Annotated in this window: 13 protein-coding genes; 3 read left to right on the top strand and 10 right to left on the bottom strand. The window is 70.7% G+C overall.

Features of this window, described 5'->3' with window-relative positions; translation table 11 throughout:
- The 7 genes from coaA to ACH413_RS04025 all read right to left on the bottom strand — a co-directional run bounded on the left by coaA (window position 1) and on the right by ACH413_RS04025 (window position 19732).
- Window positions 1-963 (bottom strand): type I pantothenate kinase, encoded by a 963-nt coding sequence (gene coaA / locus ACH413_RS04055; RefSeq protein ID WP_360042973.1) that lies wholly within the window; start codon window positions 961-963, stop codon window positions 1-3.
- Window positions 964-998: 35 nt separating this feature from the next.
- The gene (locus tag ACH413_RS04050; RefSeq protein WP_360042976.1) at window positions 999-2180 is read right to left on the bottom strand and encodes a hypothetical protein; all 1182 of its coding nucleotides are present in this window, start codon (window positions 2178-2180) and stop codon (window positions 999-1001) included.
- A 145-nt stretch (window positions 2181-2325) separates the two neighbouring features.
- Window positions 2326-6693, bottom strand: coding sequence for a ricin-type beta-trefoil lectin domain protein (locus ACH413_RS04045; protein WP_360042979.1), 4368 nt, complete (start codon window positions 6691-6693; stop codon window positions 2326-2328).
- Window positions 6690-7214: an SMI1/KNR4 family protein gene (locus tag ACH413_RS04040; RefSeq protein ID WP_360042982.1), complete on the bottom strand. Its 525-nt coding sequence runs from the start codon at window positions 7212-7214 to the stop codon at window positions 6690-6692. The genes ACH413_RS04045 and ACH413_RS04040 overlap by 4 nt, the downstream gene beginning before the upstream one ends.
- Window positions 7192-16005 carry a LamG-like jellyroll fold domain-containing protein gene (locus tag ACH413_RS04035; RefSeq protein ID WP_360042985.1) on the bottom strand — a complete coding sequence of 2938 codons (8814 nt, stop codon included), beginning with the start codon at window positions 16003-16005 and terminating at the stop codon, window positions 7192-7194. Before ACH413_RS04035 ends, ACH413_RS04040 begins: the two co-directional genes overlap by 23 nt.
- A gap of 104 nt (window positions 16006-16109) precedes the next feature.
- A complete protein-coding gene (locus ACH413_RS04030) occupies window positions 16110-18797 on the bottom strand; it encodes a BTAD domain-containing putative transcriptional regulator (protein ID WP_360042988.1) in 2688 nt (895 codons plus the stop codon).
- 71 nt (window positions 18798-18868) lie between these two features.
- Entirely contained in the window at window positions 18869-19732 is an 864-nt protein-coding gene (locus tag ACH413_RS04025; protein WP_360042991.1) for a LysR family transcriptional regulator, read from the bottom strand.
- A gap of 94 nt (window positions 19733-19826) precedes the next feature.
- Between ACH413_RS04025 and ACH413_RS04020 the strand changes: the two genes are divergently transcribed.
- On the top strand, window positions 19827-20828 hold the full coding sequence (locus ACH413_RS04020; protein WP_360042994.1) for an NADP-dependent oxidoreductase: 1002 nt from the start codon (window positions 19827-19829) through the stop codon (window positions 20826-20828).
- Here ACH413_RS04020 and ACH413_RS04015 read toward each other — a convergent pair.
- Complete coding sequence (locus tag ACH413_RS04015) at window positions 20800-21378, bottom strand: helix-turn-helix domain-containing protein (protein ID WP_360042996.1); 579 nt, start codon at window positions 21376-21378, stop codon at window positions 20800-20802. The genes ACH413_RS04020 and ACH413_RS04015 overlap by 29 nt on opposite strands.
- A gap of 48 nt (window positions 21379-21426) precedes the next feature.
- Between ACH413_RS04015 and ACH413_RS04010 the strand changes: the two genes are divergently transcribed.
- Window positions 21427-22377, top strand: a complete 951-nt coding sequence (locus ACH413_RS04010; protein WP_360042999.1) for a zinc-binding dehydrogenase — start codon at window positions 21427-21429, stop codon at window positions 22375-22377.
- Here ACH413_RS04010 and ACH413_RS04005 read toward each other — a convergent pair.
- A complete protein-coding gene (locus tag ACH413_RS04005) occupies window positions 22368-22784 on the bottom strand; it encodes a nucleoside deaminase (protein WP_360043002.1) in 417 nt (138 codons plus the stop codon). The genes ACH413_RS04010 and ACH413_RS04005 overlap by 10 nt on opposite strands.
- Window positions 22781-23608, bottom strand: coding sequence for an LLM class flavin-dependent oxidoreductase (locus ACH413_RS04000; protein ID WP_360043005.1), 828 nt, complete (start codon window positions 23606-23608; stop codon window positions 22781-22783). Before ACH413_RS04000 ends, ACH413_RS04005 begins: the two co-directional genes overlap by 4 nt.
- Window positions 23609-23701: 93 nt before the next feature.
- On the opposite strand from ACH413_RS04000, the gene ACH413_RS03995 reads away from it, so the two are divergent.
- Window positions 23702-24166 (top strand): Lrp/AsnC family transcriptional regulator, encoded by a 465-nt coding sequence (locus ACH413_RS03995; RefSeq protein ID WP_360043008.1) that lies wholly within the window; start codon window positions 23702-23704, stop codon window positions 24164-24166.
- Window positions 24167-24203 lie beyond the last annotated feature (37 nt).

The following is a 24203-nucleotide window of genomic DNA, read 5'->3' as shown; positions in this document are numbered from 1 at the left end:
CTACAACTTCCGCAACCGGACCCGGTCCACTCGGTGGTCAGGGCCCTTCTGCAGCACGAGGTGCGCCCGCGACCGGGTGGGCGCGATGTTGCGCAGGAGGTTCGGGCTGTTGATCCGGTCCCAGATGTCGAGCGCGGTCCTGCGCGCGTCCGGGACCGACAGCTCCGCGTACTTGCGGAAGTACGAGGCGGGGTCGCGGAAGGCCGTCCGGCGCAGCGTGAGGAACCGGTCGACGTACCACTGCCGGATCAGGTCGTGGTCGGCGTCGAGGTAGATCGTGAAGTCCAGGAAGTCGGCCACGAACACCGACGGCGCGTCCTCGGCGCGACCGGCCCAGGTCTGCAGCACGTTCAGGCCCTCGACGATGAGGATGTCCGGTACCGAGATCGTGTCCACGTCCGGCAGCACGTCGTAGACCAGGTGCGAGTACCTGGGCACCTCGACCTCGGTCCCGCCGGACGTGATCTCGTCCAGGAACCGGATGAGCCTGCGCACGTCGTAGCTCTCCGGGAACCCCTTGCGGTCCATCAGGTCGCGCTCGCGCAGCACCGCGTTCGGGTGCAGGAACCCGTCCGTGGTCACCAGCGCGACCTCCGGGTGGTTCTCCCACCGCGACAGCAACGTCCTGAGCACACGCGCCGTGGTGCTCTTGCCGACCGCGACGCTGCCCGCGATCCCGATGACGTACGGCGCCTTCACCGGTTCGCGGCCGAGGAAGTCGTTCGCGACGTGGTGCAGGCCCTGCGACGCGACCACGTAGAGGTTCAGCAACCTGGACAGCGGCAGGTAGACCTCGGTGATCTCCTCGACCGACAGCTCCTCGTTGAGGCCCTGCAGGTCGGTGAGCTCGGCCGCGGTCAGCGTCATCGGCGTGGACTGCCGCAACCGCGCCCATTCGGACCGGCTGAAGTCGAAGTGGCCGACCGCCGCACGGTCCCCCGTGGACAACTCCGATGTGGACAAGTTCTCTCCCCGATCGTCCGCGTACCGGACCAGTCTCAGCTGAACCAGGTCAGGTCGCCAACGGCGGCGACGTCCTCGGCGAGCTGGACGAGATCGCGGTGCCACAGCAGCACGGAGGCGCCGATCAGCCCGCCGCTCGTCTCGTTGCCCTCCCTGGCGGCCCGGCGGACGTGGACCTCGTGCCCGCTCGCCAGACCGCTCAGGTCCGGGCCGGGCTCGTGGAACCTCGTGCCCGGCATGACCGGTGGCCACAGCCAGGCGGCCTGCAGGTCCTGCGCGACCGGTTCCGGCACCGGCAGACCGGCCTGCATCCGCAGGTTCGCCACCTCCAGCTGCACTCCGGCGTGCAGCAGCGCGAGCTCCGACACCAGCGCGCCCGGTGCCCGTCCCGCGACCTCCAGCACCACCATCTCTCCCGCGCCGTTCACCGCGAACTCGGTGTGCACGACGAAACGTCCCTCGCTGCCCAGGGCACGCACGACGCGTTCGTTCATCTCGTGCGCGGCCTCGGTGAACTCCGACTCCTGTTCGGTGGCACCGCCGAGAGTGCGCCCGGCGTCCAGGCCGAGCAACGGCCCCAGGTACCGGCCCACCTGCACCGGGGTGATCTCGCCGTCCCGCACCAGCGCGTTGACGTGGTGCAGCGAGCCGCCGACGAACTCGTCGACCTGCCAGCCGGGCTCGCCGTCGTGCCCCGCCAGCCAGTCGCGCAGGTCCTGCGGCGTGTGCAGGATCGTGATGCCGCGCGAGTTCGCCTCCTGCCGCGGTTTCGCCACCGCGGGCAGGCCGATCTCCTCGAGCAGCAGGTCGGCCGCCGTCGCGGTGACGACGGGCTCGAAGGCGTGGAACCGCGGCACCCGCACCCCACCGGCGGCGAGCAGCCGCTTCATGACGACCTTGTCCAGGTAGGCGGCCGGGCGGCGCGGATGCCGCGGCGCGAGCCCCAGTTCCTCGCGGATCCGCGCGCACTCGGCCAGGCAGTACTCGTCGTTCGTCACGACCTCGACCGGTCCTTCGAAGCCGCGGATCTGCTCCAGCCACTTCTCCCGGTCCAGCGCCACGACCTCGGGCGCGGCACCGATGACGTCCTCCCGCAGCACCGCGTCCGCCGGGCCGTCCGTCAGCACGACCAGGTCGAACTCGCCGGGAGGGAACGCCACGGCCGGCGCGACGGTGAACGGCTGTTTCGACTGCAACGCGACGATCGTCATCCTCATCGACGCTCTCCCCCTGCTCACGCACGACGCTGGTCCCGTTCGAGCCTTCCGGAACCTCGCCCCCGCACGCCAGCGCTCCGGGAGTGGGATGAACCACGTGGGAGGCGAGTCCTTGGGGTGGGGATCTCGCCTCCCACGCCGCCGGTCAGCTCGCGCGCAGCGGAACCGACCAGCGTTGCTGCGGGGTGCCAAGGCAGTCCCACAGCTGGATCTTGGTGCCGTTCGCGACGTTGCCCGCCTCGACGTCCATGCACCGGTTGGACTGGATGTTCACCAGAGTGGCGTCCGGGCGGACCGACCACTGCTGACTCAATCCGTTGTGGCAGTTGGCGACGCCCACCGCCGTGCCGTTGCCCAGCGCGCCGATGTCCGTGCACACGCCCATCGTGCGGATGGTGCCGTCGCTGAGCGCCTGGTAGGTCTCACCGGCCGGGCCGAAGCACTGCCAGAGCCAGATGATGCCGTTGGCCGGGTTCTCGCCCTTCACGTCGGCGCACCTGCCACCGACCCCTTCCACGATCCCGATCCACAGCGCCGTGGCGCTGAGCCTCCAGAGCTGCAACGGCGCGCGTGTGCAGTCCTGGACGGTGTACGCGGCGCCGTTGGTGGCGGACGCGGCGGTGAGGCAACGGTTCGCCGCCTCGTTCACCACGGTGCCATCGGGGGCGGCGGTCCACCTCTGGTTGCGGGTGCCGTTGCAGTCCGCGAGGGTCACAGCGCCGTTCGTGGCGTCCAGGCAGCGGCCCGACGACGCGATCCGGCCGTCACCCACGATGCTCCACCACTGCGCAGGTCCGCCGTTGCAGCCCCAGGGCTGGACCTTCTTGGTGTTGGCGTCGTTGTTGTTGATGTCCATGCACAGGCCGGAGGGGTTGTAGAACGCGCCCCACTGGCCGTGCTGGTCGGGAATGCGCCACACCTGGGCCGCGGTGCCGGTGCAGTCCTGGATCTTCAGCGTCGCGCCGCGGTCGTTGGTCGCGGGCGTGAGGCACTTGCCCGCGCGGATGCTGATGATCGCGCCGTCCGGGCGGACGACCCACTGCTGCGGGTTCTCCGTGGTGCAGCTCTGGAACGTGACCGCGGTGCCCGCCGCGGTACCGCCGTTCTCCACGCCCAGGCAGCGGCCCAGGTTGGTGACGCGGCCGTCACCGAGGAACGTCCAGCGCTGGTTCGGGAAGCTGTTGCAGTCCCACATCTGCAGCTGTACGGCGGACGTGCTGTTGCCGGGGATGTCCAGGCACCGGTTGCCGATGCCGACGACCTCACCGTTGCGCACGGCCGTGTTGCGCTTGACCCGGACGCTGCGGAACTTCACCGGCGAGGCGGTGCCGCTGTTCTCCAGGCCGATGTAGCCGTCGTTGTGCCAGCGGTTCGTGTCGGTGACGGTGAACTGGTTGACCTGCCGGCCGTTGAGGACCACGGTGACCGTGTTGAACGCCACGGTGATCTCGTAGGTGTTCCACTCCCCCACCGGTTTGGCGGCCGAGACGTCCGGCCTGCGGCCCGGCGTGATCGTGCCCGCCGTGGTCGCCGAGATCTCCACCTGCACGCCCCGGTCCTGCGGCACGGTCGCCACCGCGCCCGGATCGTCGAAGAGCACGAAGACGCCGGAGTCCGACGAGGTGTCGGTGGCCTTCCAGTCGAGCTTCACCGTGTAGTCCATGCCCATCGTGCGGGCGGCGTACCAGGTGACGTCCCGGCCGGAGGTGGTGGTGAGCTCACATCCGTTGGCCTGCAACGAGGTGGTGCCGGCGACCCGCCACGCGGACAGGTTCGACTCCAGCCTGCCGTCGAACGCGCTGGTGAAGCCCGGCTCGTTCACCGGAGCGGCGCAGTCGCCAGAGCCCGCCTGAGCTCCGCCGACGAAGTAGCCCTCGGCGTCGAGGGTCACCGTCGAGTTGCCGCGTTCGTTGCGCACGGCCACCCTGCCGCTCGCGCCCAGCGGCGTGAACGTCGTGGCGGACAGGCGTTCCCGCTGCTTGGTGCTGATCAGGCTGGCCGGCGCGGTACCGATCTCCGCCGGTGCGACGGACAGCTCGGTGCCGAGCAGGTCGTCCTGCACGGACGGCATGAGCACGGCCGAGGTCGCGTTCACCGGAACGCCGGCGCCGCCGCTCACCTGGAACGTCGTCGTCTCGCCCTGGCCCAGCGGCGTCGTGCGGCCGCCGGTTCCCGTGGTGGTGTCGGCGATCCTGGTCGGCTCGGTCAGCGGGACGTAGCGCGCTCCCCCGCCGCCGCTGACGAACCAGCCGAGCACGTCGACCATCGCGTGCACCTGCCCGGCGCCGTTGCGCAGCCGGAAGCTGCCGTCCGCGCCGATGGTGACGATCGAGGTGTTCGAGCGGCGTTCGTTGCGGGCGACGTTGAGCGAGGTGCCGTTGCTGTCCTGCGCGTAGAGGCCGAAACCCGTGCCGGTGGTGGACTCGACGCCGGTCAGGTTCACCACGACGGCGGTGGCGTTGTCCGGGATGCCGTTGGCACCGCGGGCCTTCACCGGCTGGACCTCACCCGCGCCGAGCGGGGTCTTGCGCGGACTGCCGTTGTAGCCGCGGGTGTCGAGCACGCGGATCGGCTGCGGGCTCGCCACGTACGTCGAGCCGGCCGTGGGGCTGAAGTAGCCGAGCATGTCGAGCTGGACGTTCACCGAGCCCGCTCCCGCCCGCAACCGGATGGCGCGGTCGGGGCCGAGCTTCGCCACGACCATGGTGGACACGTAGCCACCGCCCGGCCGCACGCGCACGGTCGTCGCCTTCGACGTGGAGGACGCGGGGTCCGTGGGGAACACGTCGATGCCGCTCTCGACCTCGGGTCCGGCCGCGGCGTCGGTCCTGGCTGCGAGGTTGAAGGCCACGGCGGTGGCGTCGTTGGTGACGTTCGGGACCGGGAGCGTGAAGACCTCGTTGGCCGCGTACGTCTTGGCGTGCATCTGCACCGGGGTCGGCAGCGGGTTGTAGCCGGAGCCGGTGACGCCGGGGACGTTGTCCGGCGGTCCCAGCGCCAGCACGCCGCTGCCCCAGGTGTTGTCGTTCTTGTGCGGGTTGGTGCGCGCCTGCAGTTCGGTCTGGATCTGCGAGGCGTCCAGCGCGGGGTTGGCGGACTTGAGCAACGCCGCCGCACCCGCCACGTGGGCTGCCGCGGCCGACGTGCCGGCGAAGCCCTCCTGGCCGTACGTCGTGGTCGTCACCTTGTCGAAGCCGGTGATGTCGGGCTTCGTCCTGCCGTCGATCGTCGGGCCGCGACCGGAGTACGACGGCACGACACCGCTGCCCGGCTTGGTGGCACCGGCCGCGATCACGTACGGCGAGGTCGCGGGCTCGGTGACGCTGCCGGCGGGAGTGTTGAACTGCAACGGGTTGTCGTCCGGCACGGCGGCGAAGAGGTCGAACCGGGTGGTGAACTTCGCCGTGTTGTTCTTGACGTAGATCCAGTACGGCTGGGTGCTGCCGGATGGGTTGGTGAAGGTCACCTCCTCCGTCGGCCGGGCGCCGCCCGCGACGTCGCGCTGGTTGTTCAGCGACGACGCGATGATCTGCGGATCGCTGGGCCCGGTCGGCGCCTGGGCGCCCTTCATCACGTACAGGTCGAGGTCCTCAGTGGACTTCGGCCACGCGTCCCAGCGCAGGCCGACCGTGGCGGTCTTGCCCGCGCCGAGGTTGAACCCGTTGTTCTGCCCCGAACCGCTGAACTCGACGAACCCGTCCCCGTTGGCGTCGGCGGCGGCTCCGCTGAAGTGGTTCTGCCCGAGGTTGCCGGCCGCGACGGACCACAGCACGCCGGCCTGGCGCGCCTGCCGCACGACGTCGGCGGGGCTGCCGGACTCGCCGGTGCCGTCCCCGCGCCCGGAGGTCAGGAACCCGATCGCGGCGGTGATCACCTGAACGCCCTGCTGCCGCAACCGGTCGGTGGCGGTGGCGAAGTCCAGCGGCCCGTCGACGCAGGCGAGGAACAGCTTCGCGCCGGGCGCCATGTCGTGCACGACCTCGGCGACCGCAGTGCCGTGGTCGGAGTTCTTGGTGGCGTCATGACACCCGCTGTTGTCGACCTGGACGTCGGCGGGCAGGTCCCCCTCGCCCTGCGCCTCGTCCAGCCGCGCGTACCCGACGTCGATGACGCCGATCTTGACGTCCTGCCCGATCCTGCCCGCGGCGACCCACTGCCGGGCACCGGAGGCGTCGAAGCCCTCCGACAACGCCATCGGCACCGCGCGTTCCGGCCGTCGAACATCCACAACGGACTTGTTCTTCACCAGGTCCGCCACGCGGTTCTCGGGCACGGCGATCTGCGCGCGGTCGTCCCGCTGCACGGTCACCTCGCCCCCGAGCACCGCCGCCGCCTCCTTGAGACGACTGCCCCGCACCTCCAGCAGGACGCGGCCGCGGTTGTCCTTCGCGACCTTCTCCCCGTTGTGCACGGGCAGCACCGGTCTCGGCGCCGCGCTCACCGGTGCGACCGCACCGGACACCGCAAGCGCGACCCCAACGGTCAGCACGACCGCACGTCGCAGTGTTCTCATTTCGCTTCCATTTCCTGGATCTGGTCGAACACGGGATCGCACCCCTCGAGGTGCTCGTCCAACAGGTCGTGGCGGAACCGCCCCGACATCAGGTCGCGCAGGAAGGCGACCGCACCACCGGCGTACTCGCCCCAGCGCTCGAACTCGTCGTCGCAGAAGACGACCGGCCAGCGGTCCGGGTCCGGGTCGCCGGTGAGCCAGCACAGCGTGTGGCCCTCCGTCGTCCCCGCCCACGGCAGCAGCCCGCCCGGTGCCGGGTGCACCGGGTGCGGCAGGTCGTCCTGCTCCGACAGCAACTCCAGCGAGTCCCGCGCCTCCGCGAGGAACGCCTCCGGCGGCGCGTAGATCTCCACGAAGGAGCAGAACAGTCCGGTCGGGAACCGCTCGGACAGCTCCTTCACGTCCGCCGGGAGCGTCAGCCCCAGCGCGGACTCCACCTCCTCCCAGGAGGATCCGGCGTCCGCGTGGCCGGTCCACCCCGTCAGTGCGGCGAGTTCGTCAACAGGCCGGGCGGGTGCCATTGAGCTTCCCTCCTGGATATCCGTTCACCGGATGGGGGTTCGAGAGCGTCACGTCACACCGGAAGTTGTTGCTGCCGCGGACGTGGATGGTGATGGAGACGGGCACGGCGTCGTTGGGCCCGGCGTAGTTCGGGACGACCCGGTAGTACACGCGGTTGCCGGCCTCGATCGCCGCCGCCACCTCGTTCTCGATGCCGAGCATGTCCGTCTCGTTGACGTCCTTGTCCAGCGGCACCATGTTGATGCGCTTGTTGCTGCCGCCGAACTGGTGACCGATGAGGTGACTGCGGTCGTGCTGCCCCGAGATGTAGCCGACGGGGGTCTGCGGCTTCTTGCGCTTGTCGCCGTTGAGAGCACCGATGCACGCCGTGCCGCCCGTCGCCCTCGTCGCGGGCCAGCCACGCCGCTTCCCGGGGTAGGCGCCGGGACCGCTGAAGCTGATCTGCTGGGCCGGGTCGTTCGTGACGGTGTCCTGTGTGGACCCGAAGCAGTCCTTCTCGTCATCGGTCAGGTCCTGGTCGGCGGCGACCTCGCCCTTGTCGTCGGACGGATCGGGCAGCAGGTCGATGAAGTCCTGCAGCGCCGACACGGCTTCCTGCGCGACCGAGATGATCGCGCCGGTGACGTTCGTGGCGTTCTCGAGGAAGTCGCCGGTCAGGTCGATGATCCTGGTCAGCGGTCCGGTCGGGTCGACGGTGCGGGGCACCGGGATCAGGTCGGAGCCCGCCGGCGGGTGCGGCAGCGGCTTGCGGATGTTGACGACCCACGCGGGCGGGGGCGGCGGCTTCGGCTTCGCCCTCGGTGGCACGACCTTGTGACCGCCGCGGCCACCGGGACCGGTCGTCGTCGACGGGCCGCGGGACTTGCACCCGCCGACGAAGTACCGGCAGTCGCCGATGCGGATGGGCTCCTCGTTGCCGCCCTTCCAGTAGTACGGGACCATCCACTCCTTGCCGGGGCAGACGCGGTGCATCGAGTCGCGGATGGTGGAGCGGCACTCGCCGGCGACGGACGGGGCGTTGCAGATCATCTGGTCGAGGACGGTGCCGATGACCGCGCCGGCCTTCGCCGCCCTGGCCGCCCACTTCCCGGCGGGCTTCGCCTTGCCCTTGATGCCGAGGTCGCAGACGTCGCTGATCCAGTCGTGGCCGTCGGGGTCGCTGTTGGACACCGGGTCGCCGGCGCCGTACGAGTAGCGGTTGGCCGCCGCGGACGGACTGGGGTCGACCGTCCAGTCGTCGCGACTGACGAACGCCCCCGTGCCCGGCTGGTACCAGCGCGCGGACATGTTGACCGCGCCCGACTCCGAGTCGGTCCAGTCCCCTTGGTAGCCAACGGAAGCCGCGTCGCCCGAGGACGCCGTCACGGCACCGAACGGGTCGAACGCGCGAGTTCCGTCCACGGTGTTGCTCAGGTACCGGCCCGTCACGTCACCGTGCTGGTCGGCGTAGAGCATCCGCCCGACGCCGGAACCCTTGTCCGAGAACGCACTCCCGTCCGGCAACCGGCTGATCGAACGGCCACCGTCGGTGACGGCCTCGTTGGACATGCCCGCGTACTGGAACTTCGTGCCGTTGCGGTCGCTGACGCGGTCGAGGCTGTCGTAGGTGTAGGAGACCGCGCCCGCGCCGGTCATCCGGTCGAACGCGTCGTGCTTGGTGGTGGTCGTCTGGCCGTCCCGGGTCGTGGTCTGCAACGTGCCTCGGGCCGAGTAGCCGTAGGTCGCGCCGTCACCGGACTTCAGGCGGTTGCGCTCGTCGTAGGCGAACGTCTTGTCCCCCACCGACGTGCGGTTGCCCGCGTTGTCCCAGCCGTAGGCCGTGGTGGCGGTTCCGCTGCTCCACGACGTGAGCCGGCCGGCGCCGTCGTAGCCGTAGGTGTTGCCGTTCTTCGACGTGATCTTGTTGTCGAGGTCGTAGCCGTAGTCGGTGCCGATCAGCGTGCGCGGCGGCACGCCGACGTCGACCGACTGCACGACGCGGTCCGTCGCCGTGCGGCCAAGGTCGTCGTAGGTGAGGACGCGGGACGTCCTGGCGGCGACCGCGCGGTCCGCGACCGAGGACAGCCTGCCGCCGAGGTCGTAGCCGTAGTCGGCGGTGCGGCCGGTCAGCGGGTCCTGCACCATCGCGAGCCGGCCCGCCGCGTCGTAGGCGAAGGTCGCGGTGCCGGTGACGTCGACCCGGCCGGTCATCATGCCGTCGGCGTCGTAGGTGTACGCCGATTCGCCTCCGGCGCCGTGCGTCTCCAGCAGGTTGCCGCGATCGTCGTAGCGGTAGGTGCTGTCGCCGTTCGGGCCACCTGCCTTGGCCAACCGGCCGGCGGCGTCGTAGCCGAAGGTGCGGTTGTAGGTCGGAGCCGCGGTGCCCGCGCCGGTCTGGAGGGTCAGCCTTCCCTGGGCGTCGAAGGTGTTCGCGGTCGTGACACCGCCGGGCTTGCTGGTCGCCACCGCCTGCCCGGCCGCGTCGTAGGAGGTCGTGAACGCGGTGGCGAGCGGGTCGATCACCGACTCCGGCAGGCCCCACGGCGTGTAGGTGAACGTGGTGGCGTTGCCGTTGCCGTCGACGAACCGGCTGCGGTTGCCGAGCTTGTCGTAGCCCGTCGTGGTGCTGATGGACTTGGTCGCGTCGACCTTCTCCGTCTGCTGCACCACCCGGCTCAGCTCGTCGTAGCCGTAGGTCACGAGCCGGCCCTGCGCGCTGGTCGTCTGCACGACGTTGCCCGCCGGGTCGAACACCGTGGCCGAGGGACGCTTCTCCTGTCCCCCGACGACCGTGGCGGTGCGCACGGGCCGTCCGGCGAGGTCGTACGCGGTGGTGGCGGTGATGCCCGCCGGGTCGGTGACCGAGGCCTGACGCCCGGCGATGTCGTAGCCGGCCTTGGTCTCGCGGTTGGTCGCGTCCTTGGTGGACGTGATCTCGCCGGCCGCGTTGAACGTCGCCGACGTGACGTGCTCCAGCGGGCTCTTGACGGTGACCGGGTTGCTGGCGTCGTCGTAGCCGGTGGTCGTGGTGAAGAATGCGGTCCGGCCGGACGAGCGGTCGACCTGCGTGCTGGTCACCTGACGGCCGAGGTCGTCGTAGGTGAACCGGTTCTCCACGCCGCCGGGCAGCGTCTGCGTGACGAGTTCGCCGGCCTTGTCGTACCGCATCGTCACGACGCTCGGAGTGTCACCGACCTGCGGCAGCGTCGAGGTCAGCACCCGCCCGTACGGGTCGTAGGTGGTCTGCAGGACACGTTGCAACGGATCCGTCGTCTTCACCGGGTTGCCGGCGCGGTCGTACTCGGTGCGGGTGGCGGCGCCCTTGATCGCCGTGCCGCCCGGAGGCGTGTAGTCCGGCAGCACGCCCGCCGTGACCCGGCCGAGCACGTCGCGTTCGGTGGTGGTCACGTTGCCCGCGGCGTCACGGGAGTGCGTGACCTCACCGAAAGCGTTGTAGCCCAAGGTTTCCGTGCGCTTGAACCCTGCCGTGCGCACGCCTGCCACCCACGCGTCGGTGCCGGGCGAGGTCGAGCGGTACAGCGCGCCCGCCGGGTCGTACTCGAAGGTGGTCTTGAGGCCGCGCCGGTCCGTGCTCTCGGCCAGCAGGCCGCGCTCGTCGTAGGCGGCGGACGACGACAGCACCGTCGTGGCGTCGACGTAGACGTCCTCACGGGTCCGGTTGTTCGAGAGGTCATAGCTGTAGGCGGACTTCTCGACGCGGTTCGGGTCGGCGGCACCACGGCGTTCGACGGTCAGCGCGTTGCCGTCGGCGTCGTAGCGGACCGACGCCGAGCGCTTCAGCCCGGACGGGTCGAGCGTCGTCGTGACGGCATTGCCCGCCGGGTCGTAGGCGTACGTCGTCTTGGTGCCACCGGCCGCGACCTGCTCGGTGAGGTTGCCGGCGGCGTCGTAGGAACGCTGGTCCACCAGCAGGTTCGAGACCTGGGTCGTGGCGGGCAGGTCGTCGTCGTAGTAGCCGTACTTCGTCAGCCTGCCCATGGCGTCGGTGACGAACGCGAGCCGTCCGGCCGGGTCGTAGGACCGCGACTCCAGCGTCATCGAGGTGGCGGCGGGGTCCTCCGGGTTCACCCCGGTGCCGGTGGCGACGCGGTTGAGCGGCTTGCTGAACTCGTTGAACCTGGTGGTCCAGGTGGTGCCGCGGACGTCGGTGACCGACTCGGTGAGCCCGTTGTCCGTGTACGCGCGGGTTTCCACGCCCTGGTCGGCGTAGTCCGTGCGCACCAGCCGGTCGTTGGCGTCGTAGCCGAACTTCGTCGTGCGCGCCGTCTCACCGGCGGTGGTGTCGGCGAGCGTCGTCTCGGTCGTGTTGCCGTTGGCGTCGTACTTGTAGGTGGTGACCTGGGTGTGGCTCACGCCGGTGACCGCGTTGACGACGGCGGGCGCGGTGACCTTCGAGACCAGGCCGCGGGACGTGTACTCGTAGGTCGTCGTGCCGAGCGTCGCGCCACCGGAGTTGACCTCGCTCAGCGTCTTCTGCCTGCCGAGCAGGTCGTAGGTGTAGCGCAGCGTCAGCCCGGCCGGGTCGGTCAGCTCGACGAGGTCGCCCTTGGCGGTGTAACGCCGGGAGGTGACCTGGTCGCGCTTGCCGGTGCTGCGGATCAGCAGGCCCGCGGGCACCTTTCCGCCTCCCGCGGCGTCTTCCGCGCCGGTGGAGTAGGTCGTGGTCTCGGCCGGTTGGACGGTCGTCCCGTCCGGCGCCGGGTACTTGACGCCGGTGGGACGGCCGAGGGCGTCATAGCTGTAGGTGGTGCGGAAACGGGTGTCCGTCGGCCCGGACGAACGGGCGTCCGAAGTGGACTCGACGCGGTCACCGCGTGGGTCCAGCGGGTTGGCCGGCTTGAGGTAGGTGGCGTAGCTGGTGTTGCACGAGCCCGAGGTGCGGCATCGCTTGGTGCTCAACACGTTGCCACGATCGTCGGTGGTGAACTCGGTGCGGTGGTTGTTCTCGTCGACGGTCGCGGACGGGAAGCCCGCGGTGTTGTACTCGATCTTCGCGGTCGCGTTGTCGTGGGTGCGGCTCGCGAGCCGGCCGCCGCTGTCCGCGTCGAAGGTGTACTTCCACTCGCCGTACCCCGCCGGGCCGCGCAACGTCGCCGTGCGCACGCCGTCCTGACGAGCGGGGGTGTCCATCTGCCAGAGCCGGCCCTCGTGGTCGGTGAGGGTGCGGACGCGGTCGTTGACGTCGTCGTAGGTGAGCGTGACGTACTTGCGGTTGTCCTGCGGCAACAGGTGTTCGGTCAGTTCGTCGGACGACTTGGAGGCCGCATAGTGCTGGCTGACGGCGAGCGGACCCAGCGTGTGCTGGTAGACGGCGACCTCGTCGATGGAGCCGCTGAAGTAGAAGTCGGCGTTGTTGCTCGCGGGCCAGTCCTTGCCGCTGCCGCCGCCGAGCGTGAGCCTGCCCTGCTTGCCGTGGTCGACGAACCCGGCGAGCGTGCCCGCCGCGGCGCCGTCGAGGTACAGCGTCTGGGTGTTGATCGCCGCGGACAGCACGACGTGGTGCCACTGGCCGTCGTCGACCTGCCTGGTGGTGACGATCTGCCTCGGCCCTGACGCGTTCTGGCGCGCGAACCCGCCGTAGAGCAGGCCGTCCGTGCCGACGTAGAGGATCGGCGTCGACTTCCCGGCCGCGGCGGGGAAGCTCTGGTCGGCGTAGCTGAGCAGCGTGCCCTGGGCGGTGGTCTTGAACCACAGCTCGGCCGCGACCGACATGGTCTGGTTGGTGATGTTGTCCGGCAGCGCCACGTAGCTGCTGGACCCGTCGAACGTGCCCGCCTTGTCGGAGCTTCCGGCCAGTGCGCCGTCGCTGCCGAGCAGGACGCCGTGGCGCTGGCCCGCGTCCGCGCCGGGCCTGCGGGCAGACGCGCTGGCGAACGTGTCGCCGCTGGTCTCGCCGAGCCGCCAGTAGCCGAACGGGCTGTCGTCGAACACGGAGCTGCGGTAGTGAGATCCGGCCCGGTAGTTGAGCGTCGTGCAGGCCTGGCCGGGCGCGCAGGACTTGGTGAGCTTGTCGCCTTCGTAGGTGTAGGTCCAGGTCAACGCCTGGCCGCCGGCCTCGGGCGCCGCGGCCGACACCGACGAGACGTGGTTGCCCTGCCAGGTCAGTTGCAGGCTGCGGCCGCTGGTGTCGTTGGTGATCGTGCTGACGTGGTCGTGGGAGTCGTAGGTCAGCGTCTCGGTGAGCCCGGCGGGGTCGGTGATCGTGACGAGCCGGCCGAGCACGTCGAACGTCCACTTGCTCGCCGAGGCGTCGCGCAGCACGTACTGACCGGTTGCGGAGGTGTGGACCAGGTCGGCGTTCTGGCCGGTCGGCGGTGAGAAGGTGCCGTCGGGGTTGCGCCCGAACCGTCCCTGCCTGCCGGTCGGGAAGGTGATGACGACGTTCTCGCTGCCGTCCTGGTCCTTCGCGAGCCGCATGTCCGCCCTGGACGACCAGCCGGTGCCGAACGCGGTGTCGCGGCGCGGGTCCAGGCTGTTGTAGGTGCGGCTGATCGTGAGGTCGGGGCCGACGGTGTCGACGTCGGCGTCGGTGACGACCGCCGAGTAGTTGCCGATCTGCGGGTCGAGGCCGGGCCCGATCGTGGTGCTGGGGCTGCCCGCGAGGTGCGAGGTGATCTCCGGCTGCTGCACGCGCGGCGTGAACATCAGCCGCACGTCGTCCTTGGCCGTCACCCAGAACGGGGTGGCGTCCACGGTGTCGTAGACCTTGACGCCCCAGAAGTAGGTGCGGTTCCAGAACAGTCCGGACGGTGCCCACGACTGCCCGCCCCACGGCGACTCCTGGCAGGCCTGGGTGAGCTCGGGGTTGGCGCAGACGATGAACTTGTAGGTCAGGCCCTTACCTGGCCAGCCGTCGTCGTCCTTGCCCTCGGCGTAGAGCGTCGGGGTGGTCGTGGGGACGATCGCGCCGCCGCCGGGTTGCTGGAGGTTCGACGTGGGCGGGGTGTTGCGCACCTTGATGTCGAACCGGCCGTACGGCACCTGGTAGGCGACGAAGAAGTCGTTGTTCTGCGGGTTGAACATCGTCAGGAAGACCTGGTAGTCCCCTGGGTTGATCGGGTCGATCGGCACGTCGAACGTCGCGGTCGCGCCCGGTGCCACGTTCTGCGTCCAGCAGCAGGCGGTGCGGACCTTCGTGCTGCCCTGGTTGAGGAGGTAGCCGAACTTCCAGCCGCCACCGCTGGTCCACGCCGTGGAGCCCAGGTTGGTGACCTTGACCTTCATGTTCCCGGCGCGGCTGGCCGAAGGCAGCGTCACGTCGGTGACCTCGAACCACGCGCCCTCCGGCACGTAGTTGATCTCCAGGTACGGCTTGTTCGGCGAGTTCACCGAGCCGAAGCGCATGCCGTTGCGGTCGGCCTCGTCCGACGCGCGCAGCGAGAGGCCGTGTTGCAGGCCGTCGCCGTGCGTCCAGCGCGTCATCGTCTCGAAGTCGAGCGGCAGCTTCTCCCAGTCGCGACCAGGACACGACGGCCCGCCGTGCACGAAGGACTTGCTGGACAACGACTTCCCGACCGTGGCGCCCGGCCACTGCATGGTGTTGGCGTCCCACGGCTGCGTGACCTCGTACACCGAGACGGACCTGGGTTGGCAGGTCGTGCTGGATGCGGCTTCGACGGCCAGTGCGGCGCTGAGCACGAACTGGTTGCGCACGGCGTTGAGCGCGTTGTTGTTGAAGTGCAGGTACGAGCGGGAGAGCTTGCCGTCGACCCAGCCGGTGTTCAGGTTGATGTCGTTGACCCGCTGCCCCGGCGTCACGTAGACGCTGTCGTCGGCGGCGCGTTCGGTGGTGGTCGGGTCGATCACGACGGGGAACGACCGGGCGGGGTCGCGCAGCCAGGCCGGGTCGAGCACGACCCGCAACGTCCAGGTGCCGTCGGGGTTCTTGGCGAGCTCGTAGTCCGTGTCGACGCGCTGCTGCTTGGCGTCGTAGGCGAAGCCGCGCGGGATGACCGCGACCACCTCGTCGCCGTGCACGAGTTGGATCGCGCCGTCGGCGAGGCGCGGGGTCAGGTCTTGCGCCCGCAGAGTGAAGCCGAAGGTGGACTTGGCCTGGGCGGAAGCGAGGACCAGGTCTTCCTTCACGCCGGAGGTGGTGGCGCTGAGCTTGAGGTCCACGCCCGGGAAGACGGCGGGATAGGTGATCGTCGCCTGGTCGGCGGTGCCGCGGGCGTCGGCCGCGTCGTCGAGGCGGTAGGACAGGGAACCCTTGCCGAACGAGGTCCTGGCCAACTCGGCGTCGCGGGCGGTGCGGCCGAAACTGGTGGTGCGCGGGGAGTTCTTCGGCTGCCAGCGGCCGGAGCGGTCGGCCAGCGCGAGGTCGATCGGCGCCCAGGAGCCGTCCGGCTGCCGCACGTTCGACTGTCCTGAGTAGACGCGCAACGTCCGGCTGCCGTCCGGGTTGTCGAAGGTCTCGGTGGTCTCCGTGCGATCCTGCGGCCGTTCCTTCGCCTTCGCATCGATGGACGGCTTGTCGGACTTCTGCGTCACGGCAGGCTTTTCGTGCTGCTGTGCCGTGACGTCCGGCTGCGGACCCGCGGGAGGTCTCTCGACGGTGTCGGCCACCGCGCCGGGCGGGCGCGGCTGGTCGTGGGCCGGCGCCTGCAACGCCGTCGCGGTGTCCCCCGGCCTGCTCCGCGGATCGAGCCCGTCGGCCGACCCGCTGCTCTGGCCCGGCGCCGAAGCGCTGGCCCCCAACGGCAACGGCGGCAGCACGGGCACCGCCGACGAGGCCAGGCCGAGTACGAGCAGCACCGCCACGAAGGCAGCGCAAAGCCCACGCGTTCTCATCCGTCTTCCCCCAGACCGAAGGTCGCAGCACGCGACCCGCCGCCCCAGACGGCGAGTCGGGGAGAGCCTGGTCTCAGGAGGTTGGTGAAATGTTGGTTCGCAGGTCAGAGCATCTGGGCGACCCGTTCGGCCTCGCTGGTGCGGCCCTGGCTCACCAGCAGCTCATGTGCCTGCACGAGTGCGGCACGCCCGGCTTCGGTGTCCCCCACGGCGATCAGCGCTTCCCCCAGGCGCTGCGTCGCGTCCGCCACGCGTGCGGCGTCGCGAGCGTCGCGGAAGATCCGCAACGCCTCGCGGCAGAGTTCCACCGCCCCGGTGTGGTCACCGGTCTTGTTCGCCACCAGCGCGAGGGTGTCGACCGCGCATCCCAGGCTCTGCATAGCGTTGAGCTCGGTGAACATCTCCCTCGCGCGTTCGGTGTGCTCACGGGCGTCGTCGTAGCGCCCGAGCAACGCGCTGTGCCAGCCGACCGCCGCGTAGGCCTGCCCGATCGCGAGCTGGTTGGTGCTCCTGCTGTAGATCCGCAGCGCCTCGGCGGAGTGCTTGACCGCGGACTCGTAGTCCGCGCCCGACTCGTAGGCGGCGCTGATGCCGTAGTGGACGTTGCCGTGCACCACCGGGTCGCCGGACGCCTCGGCCGCGACGAGCGCGCGCTGCAGGTGCTGCATCGCCTCGTCGTGCCGGTCGAGGTGCGCGTACGCGTCCGCGACCGAGCGATGGGCGAGCGTCAGCGTCCGCAGGTCGACGTCCTCCGCGTACGGCAGTGCGGCGAGCCAGAGCTGCAGCCGGTCGGCGTATTTGCTGGTGCGCACGTGGTAGGTCGTCGCGGACCAGGCGAGCTGCCACGCCCGGCTGCCCGCGAGGTCCCGGATCGCGAGCAGGTTCGCCCCCTCGGCCTCGAACCACGCCATGACCGGCGCCGTCCCGCTGATGGCCTCGACGACGGTGCCCTGCGAAGCTTCGGGCATCGGGATGTTCGCGCGTTCCGGGAAGAGGTCGCGCTCACCCGTGTAGGCGGTGTGCAGGTAGTGGTCGACGAGCCGGTCGAGTGCCCGGCCGGCGTCGGGGACGCGGTGTTCGGCGGCGTAGAGCTTGACGAGGTCGTGCATCCGGTACCGGCCGGGGACGTGCTGCGACACCAGGTGGGCGTGCTCCAGCTCGTCCAGCAGGTGCTGCACGGGAGCACCGGACAACGACTCGACGGCCGGCACCGCGACGTCGGCACCGGGCACCAGGCCGAGCAGCGCGAACAACCTCTGCGCGTCGGCGGACAGGGCGCGCACCGACCACGACAGCACCGCGCGCAGGTTCACGTCGGAGTCGCCGGTGTCGACGGCGTCCAGCCTGGCCGTCTCGTCGCGCAGCTCGTCGGCCAGCGCGGACAGCGGCAACTCCGACTGCACCAACGCCCGTGCCGCCACGATGCCCAGCGCCAGCGGCAGACCGGCGCAGTAGCGGAGCACGGCGTCGACGGCGTCCGGTTCGGCCGCGACCCGGTCCTCGCCGAGGTGACCGACCAGCACGGCGCGCGCCTCGGCGTCGTCGAGCACGTCCAGCGTCAACGGGTAGGCGCCGTGCGCGGAGACCAGGGCCGCCAGCCGGTTGCGGCTCGTCACCACGACCCGGCTGGGCCCGGATCCCGGCAGCAGCGGCACGATCTGCGCGGCGTCGCGTGCGTTGTCCAGCACGATCAGCATCCGGCGGCGCGCCAGCACGCTGCGGAACACCGAGGCCTGCGCGTCGGCGTCCGCCGGGATCGCCTCCGGCTCCACGCCGAGCGCGTCCAGGAACGACCTGAGCACCACCTCCGGCCGCACCGGCGCGGTGCTCGGGTCGAACCCGCGCAGGTTCGCGTAGAGCTGGCCGTCCGGGAAGGCCTCCAGCCGCTCGTGCGCCCAGTGCAGCGCGAGCCACGTCTTGCCGACGCCGCCGGCCCCGCCGATCGCGGAGATCACCACCGTGGACCGGCCGTCGAGGACGCCGCCCAGCGCGTCCAGTTCCCGCAACCGTCCGGCGAACACCTGCGGCCGCGCCGGCAGCTGCCGCGGCACCGAGGACACCGCGACCGGCACCTCGGCGCGCAGGATCCGTTCGTGCAGCTTGGCCAACTCCGGTCCCGGGTCGGTGCCGAGCTCGGACGCGAGGAACTTCCTGGTGCGGTCGAACTGTTCGAGCGCCTCCGCCTGCCGGCCGCTGAGGTAGAGCGCGAGCATCAGCGCCGCGGCGACCCGTTCGTCCTGCGGGTACCTGAGCGCGAGCCCGACCAGGTCGGGCAGCACCTCGGCGTGCTCACCGCGCCGCAGCCGGATGTCGGTGTGGTCGAGCCACGCCGTGTGCCTGGCGACGGCCAGCGCGTGCCGGTGCCCCGCGAACCACGGCGTCTCCATGCCCGAGAACGGTTCGCCCCGCCACAGCTCCAGCGCCGCCCGGTACGCCTCGGCCGCGCCCGCGTCGTCCGGCGTCTGCCGCGCCTGCTTGAGCAATGCGGTGAACCGGTGCGCGTCCAGGGCGTCCGGGTCGTAGTCCACCGTGTACGCGCCCGCCCGGCCGACGATGTCCACGCCGCGCAGGATCGTGCGCAGCTTCGACACGTAGCTGCGCACGCTCGTGACCACCGTGCCCGGCGCGTGATCGCCCCAGACCCGGTCGACCACCTGGTCCAGCGTCACCGGACGGCCCGGCTCCAGCACCAGCGCCGCCAGCACCGCGCGTTGCCGCGCCGTGCCCAGGTCGGCGACCGCACCGTCCACACGTGCCCTGATCTCACCCAGTACTTCGAACTCGACCCCCACGGGAAGTATCATGGCATGCGTCAAAAGCTCCACTGTGGACGATCAAAAAGAGAGGAACCGGACAGTTCACCTCAGTTCGCACTCGCCCGGAGCTCGCGGATCAGCTCGCGCACGGCGAGGGAGTGCCTGCCCGCACTCGTGGTCACGTGCACCAGCCTGCGCGTCGGCCGGTCGGGGCCGAGGTCGACGAGCTCCACCCCCGGAGGAGGGCTGAGCACCGTCAGCCGGGGCAGGATCGCCATGCCGATGCCCTGCGCCACCATCGACAGCACCACGCTGTCGTCGGCCACGTCCAGCCTCCTGGGCGGCAGCCAGTCCTGCGTCCTCCACCAGGTGCGGGTGTAGGAGGAGCAGTTCTCCGGCCAGTCGAGCAACGGCAGCGTGCGCGGCCGTGGGTGTCCGGCCGGGTGCACGAGCAGGTACGGCTCGGTGAGCAGGTCGCCGTGGTGCAGGCCGGGGAGTTCGGCGTGGTCGTCGAGGGTGGCGATGGCGAGGTCGGCGCGGCCGTCCGCGACCTCGCCCGCCGCGCCCCTGCCCAGCTCGGGCACGACCAGGACCTGCGGTTTCAGTCCGGGGAATCGGGTGGTCAGCCGGTCGAGCGCAGGCGGCAGCAGGTGCGCGGCGGCGGTGCGGAACGCCGCGATGCGCACCGGGCCGGTGACCGATCCGGCTGCCGCGTCGCGTGCTTCGGTGCGCAGCAGTTCCAATTGACGCAAGATTTGGCGTGCGTGCACGACTGCTCGTTCACCGGCGGGTGTGGGACTCGCGCCTCGCCGGCCGCGTTCGAACAGGACGGCCCCCACGCGACGTTCGCACTCCCGCACGGCGTGCGACACCGCGGACTGCGAGAGGCCGACCTCGCGTCCCGCGGCGGTGAAGCTACCGGTGTGCTCGACGGCGACGAGCAGGCGCAGGTCGGAAGGGCTCAGGTCCACGGTTCCACTATCCATGAACGCGGTTCATGGAACGGCGGGATCGATCGACTTCGCACTCTGCCGCGGCGCGCCTTGGCGTCCTTACGTTCTCCGCATGAGCACATTCCTCGCCGTCCGCCAGGTGCGCCGCCCGCAGGGCACGCCCAGCGCGGAGGACTTCACCGTCGTTCGAGAGTCCCTGCCCGCACTCGCCGACGGACAGGTGCTGGTGGAGAACGACTACCTGTCGCTCGACCCGTACATGCGGCAGCTGATGAACACCGGCGAGGCCGGGACGGAGGGCAGGGCGATCGGCCGGGTCGCCGACTCCCTGGCACCGGAACTCCCCGTAGGCACAACGGTGTTCCACCGCGCCGGATGGTCGACGCACGCTGTCGTGGGCGCTGCGGAGGTTCGGCGTGTGCATCAGGCCGAGGGCGTGCCGCTGAGCGCGTACCTCGGCGTGCTGGGCGGTACGGGCCTGACGGCGTTCGTCGGGCTCACGCGGATCGCCCGCCTGCAGCCGGGTGAGGACCTGTTCGTGTCCGCCGCCGCGGGCGGGGTGGGCAGCGCGGCCGGGCAGATCGCCAGGCTGCTGGGCGCCGGGCGGATCATCGGCAGTGCCGGGTCGGCGGCGAAGGTGGCGCACCTGAAGGAGATCGGCTTCGACGCGGCGTTCAACCACCGCGAAGGCCCGGTCGGCGAGCAACTCGCGCAGGCCGCTCCGGAGGGCATCGACGTCTACCTCGACAACGTCGGCGGCGACCACCTCGCCGCCGCGATCGACGCGTTGCGCCCGCACGGCCGGATCGCGTGGTCGGGCGCGATCGCCCAGTACAGCTCGGCTCCGCCCGCCGCGCCGCACAACCTGGCCGACGTCATGTTCAAGTCTCTGCGGCTGGAGGGTTTCCTGGTTCGCGAGCACCTCGACGCCCGTGAACGGTTCGAGCGCTTTCTCGTCCCGCACGTCCAGAACGGCACGGTGAAAGCCTCCGAGACCGTGGTGGACGGGTTCGAGAACGTCGTCGAGGCGTTCCTCGGTGTGCTGCGCGGGGACAACATCGGCAAGATGCTGGTCCGCGTGGCGTCTACAGAGGACTGGTCCGGAACGCCCTGATCACCAGTTCGGCGAAGCGCCGGGAGGCCGCGGCACGGGTGGCCGGCGAGTTCGCGTGGATGCCGCTGTTCGCCATGAGGACGAGGATCAGGTCGTCCAGCACGAAGTCCTGCCTGAGGTGACCGGACCGCTTGGCCTTGCGGGCCAGCTTCGCGACCGACTTCAGCGTCCGCTCGCGACGCTCCCCGAAGTCCACGGCGTGGGGGAAGGCCGACGTGAAGGCGGCGGTGAAGCCCCGGTCACGGGCGTGCAGCTCGCAGATCCGTTCGATCACCGAGCAGAAGCCCTGCCACGGGTCGGGGTGCGCGAGCCCGTCCTCCACGATGGTCTCGCAGGCCCGCATCTGGTCCGCGAACGCCTCGGTGGCGAGGATCTCCTTGGTCGGGAAGTGCCGGTAGAGCGTCGCCGGCCCGACACCGGCACGGCGCGCCACCTCCCGCATCGGCGCGTTCAGGCCTTCGGCGGCGAACACCTCGCGTGCCGCGTCCAGGATGTGTTCGCGGTTGTACCGCGCGTCGGAACGCACTGTCTGAGACAAACGACCAGCCATGCTCTCACTTTAGCGAAACGGACGGGTGCGTCCGTTAGTTTCGCGGTCGTGAAAGCTGTTGCTGTGCAGGAGTTCGGCAGTCCTGACGGGATGGCCGTGGTCGACCTCGCCACCCCGGTCCCCGCGCGGGGCCAGGTGCTGATCGCCGTCGAGGCGATCGGGGTGGGCGGGGTGGACGTGGTGATCCGGCGCGGTGATCTCGCCGCCTACGGGTTCCGCGAGGGCCATGTGCCCGGCGGTGAGGTGGCGGGCACCGTGATCGCGGCGGGCGACGACGTGGACGCGTCCTGGATCGGGCAACGGGTGTGGGCGGCCACCGGCACCGGTGGTGGTTATGCCGAGTACGCGATCGCCGCGGACTTCATCGCTCTTCCAGCGGCTCTGTCCTCGGTCGACGCGGTGGCACTCGGCAGCGCCGGTCTCGTGGCGCACTTCGGACTCGCCCGCGCCCGGTTCGCTCCCGGCGAGTCCGTGCTGGTCCGCGGCGCGTCGGGCAGCCTCGGGATCATGACGGTGCAACTGGCGGCGCTGGGCGGCGCGGGAGCGGTCGCGGTCACCACGTCCTCGGCTCTGCGCGGCGAACGGCTGCGCGCACTCGGGGCGACCGAGGTGCTGGACCGCTCAGGTCAGGGCGGTGCGGGCTACGACGTCATCATCGACGTCGTGGCCGGGCCGGACCTGCCGTCGTTCTTGGACCGGCTGAACCCGAACGGGCGCCTGGTCGTCGTCGGCGCTGTCGGGGGTCAGCCGCCGGACGACTTCGGCACCCGGATCATCGGCGCGTTCCAGAAGTCGCTGTCGTTCGCGACCTTCAGCGCCGCCACGGTGTCCGAATCGGACAGACGAGCGGTGCGGGAAGCGCAGTTCGCCGCGGCCGCGCGCGGCGAACTGCAGGTGGTGGTGCACGAACAGCTGCCGTTGACGCAGGCCGCGCTCGCGCACCGGAAGATGGACGCGGGCGAGGTGTTCGGCAGGATCGTGCTGATCCCTCAGGGGTAGTAGCCCTTGACCGGGATCCACGCCTCCTCGAACAGGTGCGGTCCGTCCGTCGGCACGTCGGCGAACCCGCCCGAGGTCTTCAGCAGGTTCAGCTGGTTGCCCGACAGCGCGAACACCACGTGCCCGATGCCCGACCGGGCCAGCGCTCCCGCACACATCCCGCACGGCTCGCAGCTCGTGTACATGGTGGTGCCGGCGGCGGTGGCCGGGTCCAGCTTCTGGGCGGCCCAGCGGGCCAGCTTCAGCTCGGGGTGGGCGGTGATGTCGTCGTCGGTCAGGCAGGAGTTGCGTTCCTCCGCCAGCACCGACCCGTCCGGGCCGACCAGCAGCGACCCGAACGGCGGGTTCCCTCCCGCCCTCGCCTCCGCCGCCAGCGCGAGCGCCCTGCGCAGGTGTTCCTCGTTCACCGCATCTCCTTTCGCACCGCGGCCAGCGCGTGCCACGCGGCTTCCGGACGCCGAGTCTCCTCCGGATCGCCGAGGAACGGGTCCAGCACCACGGCCTTGGCGCCGTCCGCACGCAGTCGTTCGAGGTCGCCGACGACCTGGTCCAGCGTGCCCTCGCCGAGCCGCCGGTCGTCAAGTGGCTCGTCGCTCAGCCGAAGCAGAATGCGCGGCGCCAGTTCGGGCAGCGGCCGATCTTCCTCCGCCGCGACCTTCCGCAGCCGGGTCAGCGACTCCTGCCACGCGTCCGGGGTCTGCCGCAGCGGGTGCCAGGCGTCGCCGAGCCGGACCGCGCGCCGCAGGCCGGCGTCGCTGTCCCCGCCGACCCAGATCGGGATGTCCCCGGCGCGGTAGCCCTCGTCGCGCCAGACCTCGCGCACCGTCGCGATCAGCTCGTCGGTGAGCGCGCCGCGGCGGCGGAACTCGACGCCGAGCGCCTCGAACTCCTGCCGCGCCCAGCCGATCCCGACGCCGAGAACGAACCGGCCGCCGCTCAGTTCGGCCAGGTTGGCGGCCATCCGCGCGACCAGCAGCGGGTGCCGGTACGGCGCGATCAGCACGGTCGTGCCCAGGGTGATCCGTTCCGTGACGCCGGCGAGCCACGCCAGCGTCGTGAACGGGTCGTAGAACGGGGCCGGGTACTGCCGCGCCACGTCGGGGGTGATCGCCACGTGGTCGGACACCATGAGCAGGTCGAAACCCAGGCCCTCCACCGTCCGCGCCCAGTCGCGCAGCACGGCCGGACTGGTGCCGGGGCCGAAGTTGGGAACGTTCACTCCGATCAACACGTGATCAAGGCTAGGCCGTTCGCCAGGTTCGTCAAAGGCAGTCTTCACGGCCTTGGCGATGTTCGGCCGTGAAATCCACGGTAGTTTGGCCGGGTGACCGAGACTCTGGACGAGACCGACTGGGCGATCCTCGCCGAGCTGCAGCAGGACGGCCGCGTCCCGCTCACCGAGCTGGGCCGCCGGGTCAGCCTCAGCGCCTCGGCCACCACCGAACGCGTCAAGCGGCTGGAGAGCATCGGCGTCATCACCGGCTACCGCGCCACCGTGGACCTCGGCAAGGTCGGCTACGGGGTGCTGGCGGTGGTGCGCCTGAAGTACCCGGGCAACCAGCACGGACCGTTGCACCGGCTGCTCGCACACCGTGCCGAGATCCTCGAATGCCTGCGCACCACCGGTGACGACTGCTACACGCTCAAGGTCGCCGCCACCTCGATGCGGCACCTCGAACAGGTCGTCGACGAGCTGATCGCGTTCGGCAGCACCACGACCAACATCGTCTACAGCCACACCCTGGCCTACCGGGGCGTGCTCACCGCGCCGCCGGAGTCCTCCCAGTAGCTGGAAGCGATTGACAGCGAACGCCGAGCCGACGAGC

Origin of the sequence: Lentzea sp. NPDC020367, assembly GCF_044387305.1 — a bacterium.
In the GTDB taxonomy this organism is placed as follows: Bacteria; Actinomycetota; Actinomycetes; order Mycobacteriales; family Pseudonocardiaceae; genus Lentzea.
This window is presented reverse-complemented; position numbering and strand designations above follow the sequence as displayed.

What these genes read in the sequence shown, in the direction of transcription:
- ACH413_RS04050 (WP_360042976.1), bottom strand. Translation starts at nt 2,180, where the DNA reads ATGAGGATGACGATCGTCGCGTTGCAGTCGAAACAGCCGTTCACCGTC.
- ACH413_RS04045 (WP_360042979.1), bottom strand. Translation starts at nt 6,693, where the DNA reads ATGAGAACACTGCGACGTGCGGTCGTGCTGACCGTTGGGGTCGCGCTT.
- ACH413_RS04040 (WP_360042982.1), bottom strand. Translation starts at nt 7,214, where the DNA reads ATGGCACCCGCCCGGCCTGTTGACGAACTCGCCGCACTGACGGGGTGG.
- ACH413_RS04035 (WP_360042985.1), bottom strand. Translation starts at nt 16,005, where the DNA reads ATGAGAACGCGTGGGCTTTGCGCTGCCTTCGTGGCGGTGCTGCTCGTA.
- ACH413_RS04020 (WP_360042994.1), top strand. Translation starts at nt 19,827, where the DNA reads ATGAGCACATTCCTCGCCGTCCGCCAGGTGCGCCGCCCGCAGGGCACG.
- ACH413_RS04015 (WP_360042996.1), bottom strand. Translation starts at nt 21,378, where the DNA reads ATGGCTGGTCGTTTGTCTCAGACAGTGCGTTCCGACGCGCGGTACAAC.